Origin of the sequence: Pseudomonas lini (assembly GCF_030812475.1) — a bacterium.
Lineage (GTDB): Bacteria > Pseudomonadota > Gammaproteobacteria > Pseudomonadales > Pseudomonadaceae > Aquipseudomonas > Aquipseudomonas lini_A.
Genome location: NZ_JAUSSR010000019.1, coordinates 36,114 through 50,716 on the forward strand (window position 1 = coordinate 36,114; position 14,603 = coordinate 50,716).

12 protein-coding genes and 5 tRNA genes are annotated in these 14,603 nt (G+C 60.1%); 10 read left to right on the forward strand and 7 right to left on the reverse strand.

Annotated features, from left to right (window positions below):
• Nucleotides 1-13: 13 nt before the first annotated feature.
• From J2W17_RS28150 to J2W17_RS28165, 4 genes are all read right to left on the reverse strand, one after another.
• On the reverse strand, nt 14-970 hold the full coding sequence (locus J2W17_RS28150; RefSeq protein ID WP_307342627.1) for a 2-hydroxyacid dehydrogenase: 957 nt from the start codon (nt 968-970) through the stop codon (nt 14-16).
• Between the two features lie 31 nt (nt 971-1,001).
• Nucleotides 1,002-1,766, reverse strand: coding sequence for an SDR family oxidoreductase (locus tag J2W17_RS28155; protein WP_307342631.1), 765 nt, complete (start codon nt 1,764-1,766; stop codon nt 1,002-1,004).
• Nucleotides 1,767-1,808: 42 nt separating this feature from the next.
• On the reverse strand, nt 1,809-2,501 hold the full coding sequence (locus J2W17_RS28160; RefSeq protein WP_307342635.1) for a fumarylacetoacetate hydrolase family protein: 693 nt from the start codon (nt 2,499-2,501) through the stop codon (nt 1,809-1,811).
• Between the two features lie 107 nt (nt 2,502-2,608).
• Entirely contained in the window at nt 2,609-3,964 is a 1,356-nt protein-coding gene (locus J2W17_RS28165; RefSeq protein ID WP_307342638.1) for an MFS transporter, read from the reverse strand.
• A 584-nt stretch (nt 3,965-4,548) separates the two neighbouring features.
• Here J2W17_RS28165 and J2W17_RS28170 point away from each other — a divergent pair.
• Nucleotides 4,549-5,481 (forward strand): helix-turn-helix transcriptional regulator, encoded by a 933-nt coding sequence (locus tag J2W17_RS28170; protein WP_307342641.1) that lies wholly within the window; start codon nt 4,549-4,551, stop codon nt 5,479-5,481.
• Between the two features lie 166 nt (nt 5,482-5,647).
• Here J2W17_RS28170 and J2W17_RS28175 read toward each other — a convergent pair.
• Nucleotides 5,648-5,723: transfer RNA gene (locus J2W17_RS28175), tRNA-Asn, on the reverse strand.
• 227 nt (nt 5,724-5,950) lie between these two features.
• Between J2W17_RS28175 and J2W17_RS28180 the strand changes: the two genes are divergently transcribed.
• Nucleotides 5,951-6,181 carry a hypothetical protein gene (locus tag J2W17_RS28180; RefSeq protein ID WP_307342644.1) on the forward strand — a complete coding sequence of 77 codons (231 nt, stop codon included), beginning with the start codon at nt 5,951-5,953 and terminating at the stop codon, nt 6,179-6,181.
• On the opposite strand, the gene J2W17_RS28185 is transcribed toward J2W17_RS28180, so the two are convergent.
• Nucleotides 6,178-6,387 (reverse strand): hypothetical protein, encoded by a 210-nt coding sequence (locus J2W17_RS28185; RefSeq protein ID WP_307342647.1) that lies wholly within the window; start codon nt 6,385-6,387, stop codon nt 6,178-6,180. The two genes, J2W17_RS28180 and J2W17_RS28185, sit on opposite strands and share 4 nt — an antisense overlap.
• A gap of 233 nt (nt 6,388-6,620) precedes the next feature.
• Nucleotides 6,621-7,817 (reverse strand): amino acid aminotransferase, encoded by a 1,197-nt coding sequence (locus tag J2W17_RS28190; protein ID WP_307342650.1) that lies wholly within the window; start codon nt 7,815-7,817, stop codon nt 6,621-6,623.
• A gap of 338 nt (nt 7,818-8,155) precedes the next feature.
• Here J2W17_RS28190 and uvrB point away from each other — a divergent pair, with 338 nt between their 5' ends.
• The 8 genes from uvrB to J2W17_RS28230 all read left to right on the forward strand — a co-directional run bounded on the left by uvrB (nt 8,156) and on the right by J2W17_RS28230 (nt 14,603).
• Nucleotides 8,156-10,171 carry an excinuclease ABC subunit UvrB gene (uvrB, locus tag J2W17_RS28195; RefSeq protein ID WP_307342652.1) on the forward strand — a complete coding sequence of 672 codons (2,016 nt, stop codon included), beginning with the start codon at nt 8,156-8,158 and terminating at the stop codon, nt 10,169-10,171.
• A 528-nt stretch (nt 10,172-10,699) separates the two neighbouring features.
• A complete protein-coding gene (gene gltX / locus J2W17_RS28200; RefSeq protein ID WP_307342655.1) occupies nt 10,700-12,181 on the forward strand; it encodes a glutamate--tRNA ligase in 1,482 nt (493 codons plus the stop codon).
• A 318-nt stretch (nt 12,182-12,499) separates the two neighbouring features.
• Nucleotides 12,500-12,575, forward strand: a tRNA-Ala gene (locus J2W17_RS28205).
• 79 nt (nt 12,576-12,654) lie between these two features.
• Nucleotides 12,655-12,730 (forward strand) — tRNA-Glu (locus J2W17_RS28210).
• Nucleotides 12,731-12,783: 53 nt separating this feature from the next.
• Nucleotides 12,784-12,859 (forward strand) — tRNA-Ala (locus tag J2W17_RS28215).
• Nucleotides 12,860-12,939: 80 nt separating this feature from the next.
• Nucleotides 12,940-13,015: transfer RNA gene (locus J2W17_RS28220), tRNA-Glu, on the forward strand.
• Nucleotides 13,016-13,198: 183 nt separating this feature from the next.
• Nucleotides 13,199-13,738 (forward strand): TetR/AcrR family transcriptional regulator, encoded by a 540-nt coding sequence (locus tag J2W17_RS28225; protein WP_307342656.1) that lies wholly within the window; start codon nt 13,199-13,201, stop codon nt 13,736-13,738.
• A gap of 31 nt (nt 13,739-13,769) precedes the next feature.
• Nucleotides 13,770-14,603 carry an alpha/beta fold hydrolase gene (locus J2W17_RS28230; RefSeq protein ID WP_307342660.1) on the forward strand — a complete coding sequence of 278 codons (834 nt, stop codon included), beginning with the start codon at nt 13,770-13,772 and terminating at the stop codon, nt 14,601-14,603.

The following is a 14,603-nucleotide window of genomic DNA, read 5'->3' on the forward strand; positions in this document are numbered from 1 at the left end:
CGGCGGCCAACGCTCAGTCAGTCACAGAACCCTGCGGTACTCTCCCGGCGAAACTGTCCACCAGGCTCGCCACCACCATTTCTCCCATTCGCGTGCGAGTCTGCAGCGTCGCACTGGCGCGATGCGGTTGCAGCACCACGTTCTCGTTGCCGAACAGCGCCTCGGGAACGTTCGGTTCATCGACAAACACATCCAGCGCTGCACCGGCAATCTCACCAGCGGCAAGCGCGGCCACCAGGTCCACTTCGTTGACCAGCTTGCCCCGCGCCACGTTGATCAGGTACCCATCCTTGCCCAGCGCTTGCAGCACCTGTCCATTGATGATGGCCTCAGCGTTGTCGGCGGCGGCCGCTAGAATCAGCGCATCACTGTCTGCCGCCAGTTGCTTCAGATCGGCGACGAACCTGTGATTCACATCGCTCATCGGTTGCAGGTCGGTGTAACTGATCGGGCAACCGAAGGCTGCGGCTCGCGTCGCCACCGCCCGACCGACCCGACCCATGCCGACGATGCCGATGCGCATGCCGGACACCTGGCGTGCCAATGGCAAAGGGGCCAGCGGCGTCGGGCTCTGCGGCCATTGCCCCGAACGCACGTAACGGTCACTGGTACACAGTCCGCGGCACACGGCGATCAACAGGCCGATGGCCAGGTCAGCGACATCTTCGGTCAATGCGCCGATGGTCGCGGTGACGCGGATTGCGCGATCCCTGGCGTAAGCCAGATCCACCGCATCGGTGCCGACGCCGTTGACCGCCACCACTTCCAGTTTGGGCAATTGCGCCATCAGCGCCTGGGTGATACCTGTATGGCCGCCGGTGATCACCCCGCGAATGTTCGCGCCATGCTCCTGCAAATAAGCCTGCTTGTCGGCTTGCTGGAAGTAGCGCCTGACGGTAAACAGCTCGTCGAGCCGCGCGTTGATTTCAGGGATCAGGATCGGGCTGAGCTGCATGACTTCTGGCTTCATGTTGACCTCGTAACGGAATAAAAAAGCCGGTTCAACCGCGACCGGCGAACGGCATGGCGCTGGCCATGACGGTCATGTTCAGGACATTCGCTTCCAGCGGCAGACCGGCGATGTAGCGCACGGCATCGGCCACATGCTTGACGTCCACCATCGGTTCCACGGCGATGGTGCCGTTGGCCTGGCGAACGCCTTTGGTCATGCGCACCGACATGTCGGTCAGGGCATTGCCGATATCGATCTGGCTGCAGGCGATATTGAATTCCCGCCCGTCCAGGGCCAGGGATTTGGTCAGCCCCAGCACAGCATGCTTGCTGGCGGTGTAGGCGCTGCTGAACGGCCGTGGGGTATGGGCCGAAATCGAACCGTTGTTGATGATGCGGCCACCCTGTGGCTGTTGCCGGCGCATGAGTCCGAAGGCGCCCCGGGCGCAGAGGAAAACCCCGTTCAGGTTGGTGTCGATCACGTTTCGCCACTGTTCGAACGTCAGTTCATCCAGCGGCACGGCAGGGGCGTTGACCCCAGCGTTGTTGAACACCACGTCCAGGCGCCCGTACACCTCGGCGAGGGTGGCGAACAGCGCATCGACACTGGCCGGATCGCGCACATCAGTGGGCACCGCCAGCGCTTCATGTCCCTCGCTGGCCGCCCATTCGACCAAGGCCTGCAACGGCTCCGGCCGACGCCCGGCCAATACCAGGGTGAACCCATCGGCCATCAATGCCAGGGCCACGGCGCGGCCGATGCCGCTGCCGGCACCGGTGACCAAAGCCACTTTCAAAGGGTGAGGGTTAGTCATGTTGTTGCCTCCTTTTTCAATTCACGAGGGCGTATGCCGGGTTCAAGGTCGCTGGCCGACGCGCATTTCCAGTTGGCCGATGCCGTCGATCCCGGCGGTGATGATGTCGCCTGGTTGCAATACATCGACGCCTGCCGGGCTGCCGGTCATGATCAGGTCGCCCGCCCGCAGCGCTACCGATTGCGAGATGCGGCTGATGATTTCACTGACGGACCAGATCTGGCTGTCGAGGCTGTCGCGCTGGCGCTCTTCGCCGTTGACGTTCAGCCACAAGTCGCCCTCGGGATGTCCCGTGCGGTTCACCGGCACGATGCTGGTCATCGGCGCGGCGCCGTCGAACACCTTGGCACCTTCCCACGGCAAGCCATTGCTCTTGGCTGCACGCTGGACATCTCGCCGCGTCAGATCAAGCCCGACGGCATAGCCCCAGACATACGCCAACGCCTGACTCTCGGGAATATTCGCGCCACCTTCACCGATGGCCACGACCAATTCGATTTCATGGACGAACTCTTCGGTCAAGGTCGGAAAGGCCACTTCACCCAGCGCATCCACCACGTTGCTCGCCGGTTTCATGAAGAACACCGGTGGCTGGCGGGACTGGCCACAGGTGTCTGGCCAAGGGTAGTTACGGCCGACGCAAAACACCCGGCCGACGGGGAAGCGCTGCTGGCTGCCGGTAACCGGCAAGGTCACGGGCAAGTCCGGGGTAAACACATACTCGGTCATCGTCATTTTTGTCGTTGTCCTGTTGGAAACGTCAGCGTACGGCGGCTTTCATTTGTGAAGTTGGACGAAAGCCGCCTCGTGTTGGAGAAAAACGGTGTCTTGCGCTTGTCTTTTCAGGCAGCGCGCGCCTTGAGTTCGATGCGGTACAAGCGGCCCAGCAGCAACGAATAGGACAAGGTGCCGATCAGCGCCACGCCGCCAATGAACCAGAAGGCGTAGGCAAAGGAGCCCGTTGCGTGGACGATGGCGCCAATCACGATCGGGGTGACGATCCCGCCGATGTTGGCGGCCAGGCTGGTGACCCCGCCGGTCAGGCCGATCAATTCCTTGGGCGCGACTTCCGACACAGCGGCCCACGATGAGGAGGCGATTCCCTGGGCGAAGAAAGCAATGGTCAGCACGGCAATGCAGATCACGTTCGAATCGGTGAAATTCACCAGGACAATCGACATGCCCAGCATCGATCCGACCACCAACGGCAACTTGCGCGCAAACGACATTGAGTAACCGCGTCGTATCAGCAGGTCGGAGACGATCCCGGCCAGCAGGATGCCCACGGTCGCGCCCACAAATGGCAGCACCGCGAAGATCCCGGCCTTGATCATGGTCAGCTTGCGCTCTTCGATCAGGTACGTCGGGAACCAGGTGAGAAAGAAGTACAGCGCCGAGGTGCTGGCGAACTTGCCGATGCAGATCGCCCAGATCTGCCGATAGCTGAACAGCTCGGCGATTTGCCGCCAGTTGAATTTGGTGCGCTCCTGACTGCTCTTGACCAGTCCGCCACCGGATTCGATGTATTTCAGTTCTTCCTTGCTGACCTTTTTGCAGCTCAGCGGATCGCGGTACAGGTACAGCCAGATCACCCCGAAAACAATGCCGAGCAGTCCGGTGCTGTAAAACACATGGCGCCAGTCATAGGTCGTGGCCAGCCATAACAGCGCGCCGGTAAACAGCGCCGTGCCCAGATATTGGCCGCACACGTAAATGCTGCTGGCCAAGCCGCGTTCGCGGGCCGGAAACCACACCGTCACCGCCCGGCTGTTGGCCGGGAATGCCGGCGCCTCCATGGCGCCGACGGCCAGGCGCAGACCGAACATTGATGCGAAGCCCGTAGCGAAGCCCTGGCACACGGTGACCGTCGACCAACTGATCAGCGACACCCCGTAGGTGAACCGGGAACCGAAGCGATCGGCAATGAACCCGGCGGGCACCAGGGCGAGGGCATAAGTCCAGGCAAACGCGGAAAAAATAAGACCCATTTCGATCTTGTCCAGGCCCAGATCCTTAGCCATGAACGGTGCCGCGATCGAAATGTTCACGCGGTCGATGTAGTTGATGATGGTGGCAATCAGCAGCAACGACAGCATGAACCAGCGCCGACGCGTCGGCAGTCGCTGCGGCATCACGGCGTCCCGGGCGCCGGTACTCACCGGCGGCGCGGTGGACGGGGAAGTTTGCGAGTTCGACATGAGTAGACCTTTTTTATTTTTGGAAGAATCGAGCTGTTCGCGCGCAGCCGAAGCCGATACCCCGGGTGTCAGGGCAGAGCAATCGTTACTCGAATGAGAGGCGCGGTCAGCCGCTGTCAGGCGCTCAGGTACGCCTTTGGCCAAGGTCGGTCGGAGGAGGGGTGGAGAAGGGGAACAGCAGGTTCATGACGTGCGCACCTTTGATTGTTTTTGGAAGGGTCGGGCTGCATGCCTGTCACAGTGGTCGTACAACCATGCAAAATCAACGGAGGCGTTAGATCGTTTTTTCTCTTCTAAACGGCAAGTCATGTAGCTGTCCAAGAACAATCAGAGCAGTTCATTTGCCTTTTTTTGTATTGTTTCTAACTTAAGTCTATGTTTAATAACGATTAAATTCATTGATGAGCGTATTTGGTTTTTGGACAGGCTGGATATCACACAGAGATACAATTAATCCTCTGACTTTCGTGGACATCCTATGACGTATTGAATTTTTGCGGATTTGGCCTTCACAATTACCCGTCGCCGCCGGCATCGCGGTATGACGACAGCGTGTCCCTGTACCTGCCGAGGACCTTCAGCAGATGTTGTCACCGAATCGAGTACCGACCTACGTCATGCAGCAACGCAGCGAATTGACGGATTTCTACATCCGCGACAAGAAGGGCCGGCGCGCCGAAACCAGCCCCCATCGCCACGAGTATTTTCAGATCCAGGTGAACCTCGGTGGCGATACCGTGCAGCACATCGGCAACGTCGAACGCCCGTTTCCGCGCAATACGCTGGCGTTCATCCTGCCGCATCGCGTGCATGTGATTCCGCATCCGGCCGACAGCAATTTCATCGTCATCAATTTTTCCCAGACCTTTCTGCTGCCGCACTTGCAGTGCGACCCGATGGATCTGGAGGAAGTCTCTATTCTGCTGGCACCTGAATTGTCGCCGTTCCGCTTCCAGGAACACCTGGATTTCATCCTCGCCGATGGGGATTTCAGCGCAGTCTGTGGCTTGATCGAACAGATGCGCAGGCTGGATGAAAACCGCCAATTCGGCACCCGCGAGATGCTCAAGGGCTTGCTGCTGCAATTGGTGGGGAGCGTCTGCGCCCTGTATGCCGAGCCGTTGAAACGCCTGGCCGAAGAGAATGCGGCTGAAGTGAGCCGACGCAACGCACTGGGCCGGATGTCCGACTATTTACGCAAGAACATCGCCGACCCCGACCTCAACCTGATCAAGGTTGCCGCGGCGACCTGCCTGTCACCGACGTACCTGACGCACTGGCTGCGCAAGGAGATCGGCAAAACCTTCACTGAACTGGTACTCGAACGCCGGATGCACGCGGCGCGCAATTATCTGCTCAATGGAACGCGGCCAGTGGGGGAGGTGGCGAGGTTGTGCGGCTTCGCCGACGAGGCCTATTTTTCGCGACGCTTCCGCCAGATCCACGGCCAGCCACCCGGACAATTCAGGCGTCAGCAGCTCAATCCTGATACGCCGCAATCACCGTTGAATACGTGATTGGATGGGCATTTTTTTATTCAGCTGAGCTTTATCCCACACTCTACCGTTATACGGCGGCTACCTACCTACTGGAATCCGAGGAACGCCAAAACGAAAAAACCCGCCAGAAGGCGGGTTTTCGGGGGGGGTCAGAGATTTTGAAAGCCTTCTCTGGAACCTTGTATGGCTCCACGACCTGGACTCGAACCAGGGACCCAGTGATTAACAGTCACTTGCTCTACCAACTGAGCTATCGCGGAATGCCGTGTATGTTACTGATTCAAAAAGAGAAGTCAAGCATCTGTTGGTGATGGGACGGTTTCGATGAGACGGACGGTGGTTTATCGATCATTGACGGTTACCAGAAAGGGCTCAGGGGTCTACCATGGCCGCCCGGAAGTGGTTACACGCGCTGCCGGCCATTCGCCGAAAAGGTACGCGCCATGAATCACCCAGTCCTCACGCCTCGCCATCACGAGGTGATCGCATGAGCATCGCTCAGATCAGTCTGCCCAAGGGCGTCGGCCCTCATGCGGAGAAGTTGTTCGACGCGATCACCCAAGCCAGCACCGCTGAGGAGTTGAACCGCGCCGGTGGCAAGGCCGAAGGTTTCGTCCTCGGCCTGGAAAGCACCAAGGCGATCAAGAGCCAGGTCGCCGAATCCCTTTATGTGGCCTATGACGATGCCGCCAGCCAGCGTGCAACCGAACTGGCTTAACCGCCGAAGGTGAGGGTGCCGAGCATCAGTTTGGCGTACAGCATCGTCGCGGCCAGTTGCACCAGCCACAAGGCCAGGCCGCCGAGGAAGACGCCGGTGGCGACTTGCATCACCAGGTTGTTCCCGCGTTTGGCCGGGGTGCGCGGGACGAAGGCATCCAGGTCATCCAGGTCATCGCGCTCGGCGCGTAGGTTGTCGTTTTTCATGTGCATTCTCATCAAAGTTCTCGGGTGTACACAAACTGTGTAGGAGCCGGCTTGCCGGCGAAGGCGTCTTCATGGGCGGTGCAAGGTCCTAGGCCGCCTTCGCTGGCGAGCCAGCTCCTACAGGGGGGCAGATGTGTGCAGTCTAGAGCGCTTGGTTGGCGGGTTGAAAGTTATCTGAGCCAAATAAAAACGGGAAGCTCAAGGGCTTCCCGTTTTTCGTATCACCGAATCACTCAAATCACCGCAACGATCGCATCCGTCACGACCTTGATGTTGCTCTGATTCAAAGCGGCAACGCAGATACGGCCGGTGTCCAGCGCGTAGATGCCGAACTCGTTGCGCAGACGGGTCACTTGCTCGACGCTCAGGCCGGAGTAGGAGAACATGCCGCGCTGACGACCGACGAAGCTGAAATCACGCTGCGGCGCGTTTTTCGCCAGCAGGTCGACCATCTGGGTGCGCATGCCGCGAATCCGCAGGCGCATCTCGGCCAGCTCTTCTTCCCATTGTGCGCGCAGTTGCGGGCTGTTCAGCACGGCGGCGACGATGCTGGCGCCGTGGGTCGGCGGGTTGGAATAGTTGGTGCGGATCACGCGTTTGACTTGCGACAGCACGCGCGCGCTTTCTTCTTTCGATTCGCTGACGATCGACAGGGCGCCCACGCGCTCGCCGTACAACGAGAAGGATTTGGAGAACGAGCTGGAGACGAAGAAGGTCAGGCCCGATTCGGCGAACAGACGTACCGCCGCCGCGTCTTCATCGATGCCGTCGCCAAAGCCCTGGTAGGCCATGTCGAGGAACGGCACGTGACCTTTGGCTTTGACGACGTCCAGTACGTTGTTCCAGTCCGCCGCGCTCAGGTCGACGCCGGTCGGGTTGTGGCAGCAGGCGTGCAGCACCACGATCGAACCGGACGGCAGGGCGTTCAGGTCTTCCAGCAGGCCGGCACGGTTGACGTCGTGGGTCGCGGCATCGTAATAACGGTAGTTCTGCACCGGGAAACCGGCGGTTTCGAACAGCGCGCGGTGGTTTTCCCAGCTCGGATCGCTGATCGCCACGACGGCGTTCGGCAGCAGTTGCTTGAGGAAGTCGGCACCGATTTTCAGAGCGCCAGTACCGCCGACGGCCTGGGTGGTGATGACGCGGCCTTCAGCGATCAGTGGCGAGTCATTACCGAACAGCAGTTTCTGTACGGCCTGGTCATAGGCCGCGATGCCGTCGATCGGCAAGTAGCCACGGGACGCGTGTTGAGCGACGCGAATCGTCTCGGCTTCGACAACGGCGCGCAGGAGTGGAATTCGCCCCTCCTCGTTGCAATAAACTCCGACCCCCAGGTTGACCTTGTTGGTGCGGGTATCGGCGTTGAATGCTTCGTTGAGGCCCAGGATTGGATCGCGTGGTGCCATTTCGACAGCGGAGAACAGGCTCATTTTTGCGGCGGCTCTGAATGGGGAGTGGAGGGACGTGTCGCGCTCCAGCCGAATGCACTAGAGCGGTGCACAAACGGGGAGCTAGTATAGAGGCCATCACTGACCCAAGGCGACAGGCATTTCGCTTTTTAACCGAGGTTTTCGGATTATTTTTCGATCGATCGTCGATTGATTGCGTCAAAGACTTCAAGGGTTGTAGGACGTTTGCCTTGAAAGCGCGGGCAATCGGCGCCACATTGAGCTCAATCCCAGTTTTTTCCTCGGGCGACATTGGTCGTTTGCGGTCTTTTTCGTTGCTGTCCGGTTTGCCCGGCCAGGCGCGAATCCAGAGGTTCTGTATGTCTGAATTCCAGCTAGTCACCCGCTTCGAGCCCGCCGGCGATCAGCCGGAAGCCATCCGCCTGATGGTCGAGGGCATTGAAGCCGGGCTGGCGCACCAGACGTTGCTCGGTGTGACCGGCTCGGGCAAGACCTTCAGCATCGCCAACGTGATCGCCCAGGTGCAGCGACCGACCCTGGTGCTGGCGCCGAACAAGACCCTGGCCGCGCAGTTGTACGGTGAGTTCAAGGCATTCTTCCCGAACAACGCAGTGGAATACTTCGTTTCCTACTACGACTACTACCAGCCCGAAGCCTACGTACCGTCTTCGGACACCTTCATCGAGAAGGATGCGTCGATCAACGACCACATCGAGCAAATGCGGTTGTCCGCCACCAAGGCGCTGCTGGAGCGCAAGGACGCGATCATCGTCACCACGGTGTCGTGCATCTACGGCCTGGGTAGCCCGGAAACCTATTTGAAGATGGTGCTGCACGTGGATCGTGGCGACAAACTCGACCAGCGTGCGCTGCTGCGCCGGCTCGCCGACCTGCAATACACCCGCAACGATATGGAGTTCGCCCGTGCAACCTTCCGGGTGCGTGGCGATGTGATTGATATCCACCCGGCAGAGTCCGATTTCGAAGCGATCCGCATCGAGCTGTTCGACGACGAAGTCGAAAGCCTGTCCGCCTTCGATCCGCTGACCGGGGAAGTGATCCGCAAGCTGCCGCGTTTCACCTTCTACCCGAAAAGCCACTACGTGACGCCGCGGGAGACCCTGCTCGGCGCCGTGGAAGGGATCAAGGTCGAGCTGCAGGAGCGCCTGGACTACCTGCGATCCAACAACAAACTGGTGGAAGCCCAGCGCCTTGAGCAGCGCACCCGTTTCGACCTGGAGATGATCCTCGAGCTGGGTTATTGCAACGGTATCGAAAACTACTCGCGCTACCTGTCCGGCCGCGAATCCGGCCAGGCGCCGCCCACCTTGTTCGACTACCTGCCGGCCGATGCCTTGCTGGTGATCGACGAATCCCACGTCAGCGTGCCGCAGGTCGGCGCGATGTACAAAGGTGACCGCTCGCGCAAGGAAACCCTGGTGGAATACGGTTTCCGCCTGCCGTCGGCGCTGGATAACCGGCCGATGCGTTTCGATGAATTCGAAGGCATCAGCCCGCAGACGATTTTTGTCTCGGCGACGCCGGGCAACTACGAGGCGGAACACGCCGGTCGCGTGGTCGAGCAGCTGGTCCGTCCGACGGGCCTGGTGGACCCGCAAATCGAAATCCGCCCGGCGTTGACCCAGGTCGACGATCTGCTTTCGGAAATCTCCAAGCGCGTGGCACTGGAGGAGCGGGTGCTGGTGACCACGCTGACCAAGCGCATGTCCGAAGACTTGACCGATTACCTGGCCGACCACGGCGTGCGCGTGCGTTACCTGCACTCGGACATCGACACCGTGGAGCGGGTCGAGATCATCCGCGATCTGCGCCTGGGGACCTTCGATGTGCTGGTGGGGATCAACCTGCTGCGTGAAGGCCTGGACATGCCGGAAGTTTCGCTGGTGGCGATTCTCGATGCGGACAAGGAAGGCTTCCTGCGCTCCGAGCGCTCGCTGATCCAGACCATCGGCCGCGCGGCACGTAACCTCAATGGCCGGGCGATTCTGTATGCGGACCGGATCACCGGCTCCATGGAGCGGGCGATTGGCGAGACCGAACGCCGTCGCGACAAGCAGATCGCCTTCAACCTGGCCAATGGCATCACGCCCAAGGGTGTGTTCAAGGACGTGGCCGACATCATGGAAGGCGCCACCGTGCCGGGTTCGCGCAGCAAGAAGCGCAAAGGCATGGCCAAGGCCGCCGAGGAAAGTGCCAGGTACGAAGCCGAACTGCGTTCGCCGGGGGAAATCGCCAAGCGCATCAAGGCCCTGGAAGAGAAGATGTACCAGCTCGCCCGCGACCTGGAATTCGAAGCGGCGGCGCAGATGCGTGATGAAATCAGCAAGTTGCGGGAGCGGTTGATCACCGTTTGAGATGTGCGGTGAATGTACGGGCCCCATCGCGGGCAAGCCCGCTCCCACAGGGTTTGTGGGTGGGCACATAGTTGTGAACACCTTCAATCCTTGCTGGAGATGGACACAGGGTGTGTGAACACCTTCAATCCTTGTTGGAGATGGGCACAGAGTGTGTGAACACCTTCAATCCTTGTTGGAGATGGGCACAGAGTTGTGAACCCTTCAATCCTTGTTGGAGATGGGCACAGAGTGTGTGAACACCTTCAATCCCTTGTTGGAGATGGGCACAGGGTGTGTGAACACCTTCACTCCTGTGGGAGCGAGCTTGCTCGCGATGAGGCCCGTCGGAGCGCCACATATCAATTGGTGCGCTTCCCCAGCCTTCAGTCCTGCCTGCTAGCGCCTGGCAGGCAACACCGCCATAAAGCTGACCCCCCCCAACGCAATTATGGCTTATATGCCCCGCCGACTGGAGCCGGGCAGCCTGCGCCTGTTACCATTCGCCCCCTGTTTTATCTTCGCTTTTCATTCTTTTCGAGACATGCCATGACCACCGTCCGCACTCGCATCGCGCCATCGCCTACCGGGGATCCCCACGTAGGTACCGCTTACATCGCTTTGTTCAACTACTGCTTTGCCAAGCAGCACGGCGGTGAGTTCATCCTGCGGATCGAGGACACCGATCAACTGCGTTCGACCCGCGAGTCCGAGCAGCAGATTTTCGACGCCCTGCGCTGGCTGGGGATCGACTGGAGCGAAGGTCCGGACGTCGGCGGCCCACACGGCCCTTACCGGCAGAGCGAGCGCGGCGACATCTATCAGAAGTATTGCCAGCAGCTTGTGGAGCTCGGTCATGCTTTCCCGTGCTTCTGCACCGCCGAAGAGCTGGACCAGATGCGCGCCGAGCAAATGGCCCGTGGCGAAACCCCGCGCTACGACGGCCGTGCGCTGCTGCTGTCTGCGGATGAAGTGGCGCGCCGCCTGGCCGCCGGCGAGCCCCACGTGATCCGCATGAAGGTCCCGAGCGAAGGCGTCTGTGTGGTGCCGGACATGCTGCGTGGCGACGTCGAGATCCCGTGGGATCGCATGGACATGCAGGTGTTGATGAAGACCGACGGCTTGCCGACGTACTTCCTGGCCAACGTGGTCGACGATCACCTGATGGGCATCACCCACGTCCTGCGCGGTGAAGAATGGCTACCCTCGGCACCCAAGTTGATTCTGCTGTACGAATACTTTGGCTGGGAACAGCCGGAGCTGTGCTACATGCCGCTGCTGCGTAACCCGGACAAGAGCAAGCTGTCCAAGCGCAAGAACCCGACTTCGGTCACGTTCTACGAGCGCATGGGGTTCATGCCCGAAGCCATGCTCAACTACCTCGGCCGCATGGGCTGGTCGATGCCGGACGAGCGCGAGAAGTTCTCGCTGCAGGAAATGGTCGACCACTTCGACCTGAGCCGCGTCTCCCTCGGCGGGCCGATTTTCGACATCGAGAAGCTGTCGTGGCTCAACGGCCAGTGGCTGCGTGACCTGCCGGTGGAAGAGTTCGCTTCGCGCCTGCAGACCTGGGCGCTGAACCCTGAATACATGATGAAGATCGCGCCGCACGTGCAAGGCCGGGTCGAAACCTTCAGCCAGGTGGCACCGCTGGCCGGCTTCTTCTTCGCCGGTGGGGTCAATCCGGACGCCAAACTGTTCGAATCGAAAAAGCTCTCGAGTGATCAGGTTCGCCAGTTGATGCAGTTGATCCTGTGGAAGCTCGAAAGCCTGCGCCAGTGGGAGAAGGACAGCATCACCGCGACGATCCAGGCGGTGGTCGAATCCCTGGAACTGAAACTGCGTGACGCCATGCCACTGATGTTCGCCGCGATTACCGGCCAGGCCAGTTCAGTGTCGGTGCTGGATGCGATGGAGATTATCGGTCCGGACTTGACCCGTTTCCGTCTGCGCCAGGCCATTGACCTACTGGGCGGCGTGTCGAAGAAAGAAAACAAGGAGTGGGAAAAGCTGTTGGGCAATATCGCCTGACGCCGTTTGCCCCTGTAGGAGCGAGCTTGCTCGCGATGGACGTAAACGATAACGCGTTCTTCCTGAATAAACGCGTTGCTCTCTAGTCCATCGCGAGCAAGCTCGCTCCCACATTCCCAAGGTCAACCTGCAGGGCTGCCGCAAGCTGCGATCGCTTGATCATGATTTTCGGCACTCACCCTCCCGGTTTTCCGGGGGGAGGGCGGTAAGTGATTGTTATGCCGACAAAAAACTTTGAAATATTTCAAAAATAAATTTGACAGGCTTTCGATACGCCCTTAAGATTCGCCCCGTCCTCAGCGATGACATCAACGATGAGGGGCTATAGCTCAGCTGGGAGAGCGCTTGCATGGCATGCAAGAGGTCGACGGTTCGATCCCGTCTAGCTCCACCAATTTACACTTCAGGGTCTGGCCACACCGGCCGTGAAGCGATCAACACTCAGAGTTGATCTGTTGTATAGAAGGGTTTGCGTCCCCTTCGTCTAGTGGCCTAGGACACCGCCCTTTCACGGCGGTAACAGGGGTTCGAGTCCCCTAGGGGACGCCAGTTTTACAGAAGCGATGTTGCAAGATGTCGCTCCGCCGCGAGGCGAAAAATCCGGGGCTATAGCTCAGCTGGGAGAGCGCCTGCATGGCATGCAGGAGGTCAGCGGTTCGATCCCGCTTAGCTCCACCAATTTTACAGTTCAAGGTCTGGCCACACCGGCCTTGAATCGATCAGCCCTCAGCACTGATCAGTTGTATAGAAGGTTTTGCGTCCCCTTCGTCTAGTGGCCTAGGACACCGCCCTTTCACGGCGGTAACAGGGGTTCGAGTCCCCTAGGGGACGCCACGATTACCCGCTCTGCGGGATTTTATAGGGTCATTCAATCATTGAATGGCCCTTTTGTTTGTCTGGCGTTTGGCCAAATCCCCCTCTTTCTCTCAAGCTGTGCTTCAGACCAGCGGTCACACCCACGACTTGCAGAAAATTATTATGAGAATAATATTCTATTCGTAATATTCGGAGGCAACGATGAACGATAAAAAAGCTCAAACCCGCGAACGCATTCTCAAGGCCGCCAGCGCCGCGCTGATCCAGCGCGGTCCGGCCGAACCGAGCGTGGGCGAAGTGATGGGTGCAGCGGGCCTGACCGTCGGCGGTTTCTACGCCCACTTCGACAGCAAGGACGCGATGATGCTGGAAGCGTTCAAGCAATTGCTCAGTCATCGCCGTGGTTTGATCGCCGACATGGATGCCGAGTTGACCGGCGAAGAGCGTCGCGCCCTGGTCGCCGCGTTCTACCTGTCTCGCAAGCATCGTGATTCCTCTGAATCAGCCTGCCCGATCCCGGCGTCTGTCGGCGAATTGGGCCGGTTGCCGGACGAATTTCGCGTGGCACTGAATGAGCACATGGAAATGATGGTCGCGCAGTTGGCGGCCAGCCCCGAAGAGACCGACAAAGCCTTGGCCGACATGGCCTTGATGGTCGGTGGCCTGGCCCTGGCACGCGCCCTGGGACCAGGCGAGTTGTCCGATCGATTGCTGCGCGCCGCCAAGTCGGCGGTGCTATGACCTGAAGGCATCTGCCTGGGGAGTGAGAGCGATGAGCACGTTGAAGTGGGTTCGTGGCGTTAATGGCACCTTGGGCTGGTTCGCACCGAAACTGGTGGCGAGCAAAATGCGACTGGCGTTCATGACGCCGCGGGACCTGCCGCCCCGTGACTGGGAATTGCCGCTGTTGGCCAAATCCGAACGGATCACCTTGCGCTTCGGCCTCTCGGCCCTGCGTTGGGGGCAGGGCCCGGCGGTGTTGCTGATGCACGGTTGGGAAGGCCGGCCGACGCAGTTTGCCAGCCTGATCACCGCGCTGGTCGATGCCGGTTATACCGTGGTGGCCCTGGACGGCCCCGCTCACGGACGCTCGCCAGGCAACGAAGCGAATCTGGTACTGTTCGCCCGGGCCATGCTCGAGGCGGCGGCCGAGTTGCCACCCCTGCAGGCGGTCATCGGCCACTCCATGGGCGGCGCCAGTGCCATGCTCGCCGTCCAGTTCGGGCTGCGCACCGAAACCCTGGTGACCATCGCCGCTCCGGCCCGAATCCTCGGGGTGTTGCGCGGTTTCGCGCGGTATGTGCGGCTGCCGCCCAAAGCCCGTTCGGCGTTCATCCGTCAGGTCGAGAAAGACGTGGGCATGCGCGCCGCGACGCTGGATGTCGCGCATTATCAGCTCGACATGCCCGGTTTGATCGTGCATGCCGAAGACGACAATTATGTCTCGGTCAAGGAATCCCAGCTGATCCACGAAGCCTGGTTCGACAGCCGCCTGTTGCGCCTGGAAGAGGGCGGTCATCAACGGGTATTGGCCGATCCCCGGGTGATCGATGGCGTGCTGGCACTGTTGTCCGGTCGGAGCCTGCAATCGCGCCAATCGGCCTGA

What these genes read in the sequence shown, in the direction of transcription:
- J2W17_RS28150 (WP_307342627.1), bottom strand. Translation starts at nt 970, where the DNA reads ATGAAGCCAGAAGTCATGCAGCTCAGCCCGATCCTGATCCCTGAAATC.
- J2W17_RS28155 (WP_307342631.1), bottom strand. Translation starts at nt 1,766, where the DNA reads ATGACTAACCCTCACCCTTTGAAAGTGGCTTTGGTCACCGGTGCCGGC.
- J2W17_RS28160 (WP_307342635.1), bottom strand. Translation starts at nt 2,501, where the DNA reads ATGACGATGACCGAGTATGTGTTTACCCCGGACTTGCCCGTGACCTTG.
- J2W17_RS28165 (WP_307342638.1), bottom strand. Translation starts at nt 3,964, where the DNA reads ATGTCGAACTCGCAAACTTCCCCGTCCACCGCGCCGCCGGTGAGTACC.
- J2W17_RS28170 (WP_307342641.1), top strand. Translation starts at nt 4,549, where the DNA reads ATGTTGTCACCGAATCGAGTACCGACCTACGTCATGCAGCAACGCAGC.
- J2W17_RS28180 (WP_307342644.1), top strand. Translation starts at nt 5,951, where the DNA reads ATGAGCATCGCTCAGATCAGTCTGCCCAAGGGCGTCGGCCCTCATGCG.
- J2W17_RS28185 (WP_307342647.1), bottom strand. Translation starts at nt 6,387, where the DNA reads ATGAAAAACGACAACCTACGCGCCGAGCGCGATGACCTGGATGACCTG.
- J2W17_RS28190 (WP_307342650.1), bottom strand. Translation starts at nt 7,817, where the DNA reads ATGAGCCTGTTCTCCGCTGTCGAAATGGCACCACGCGATCCAATCCTG.
- uvrB (WP_307342652.1), top strand. Translation starts at nt 8,156, where the DNA reads ATGTCTGAATTCCAGCTAGTCACCCGCTTCGAGCCCGCCGGCGATCAG.
- gltX (WP_307342655.1), top strand. Translation starts at nt 10,700, where the DNA reads ATGACCACCGTCCGCACTCGCATCGCGCCATCGCCTACCGGGGATCCC.
- J2W17_RS28225 (WP_307342656.1), top strand. Translation starts at nt 13,199, where the DNA reads ATGAACGATAAAAAAGCTCAAACCCGCGAACGCATTCTCAAGGCCGCC.
- J2W17_RS28230 (WP_307342660.1), top strand. Translation starts at nt 13,770, where the DNA reads ATGAGCACGTTGAAGTGGGTTCGTGGCGTTAATGGCACCTTGGGCTGG.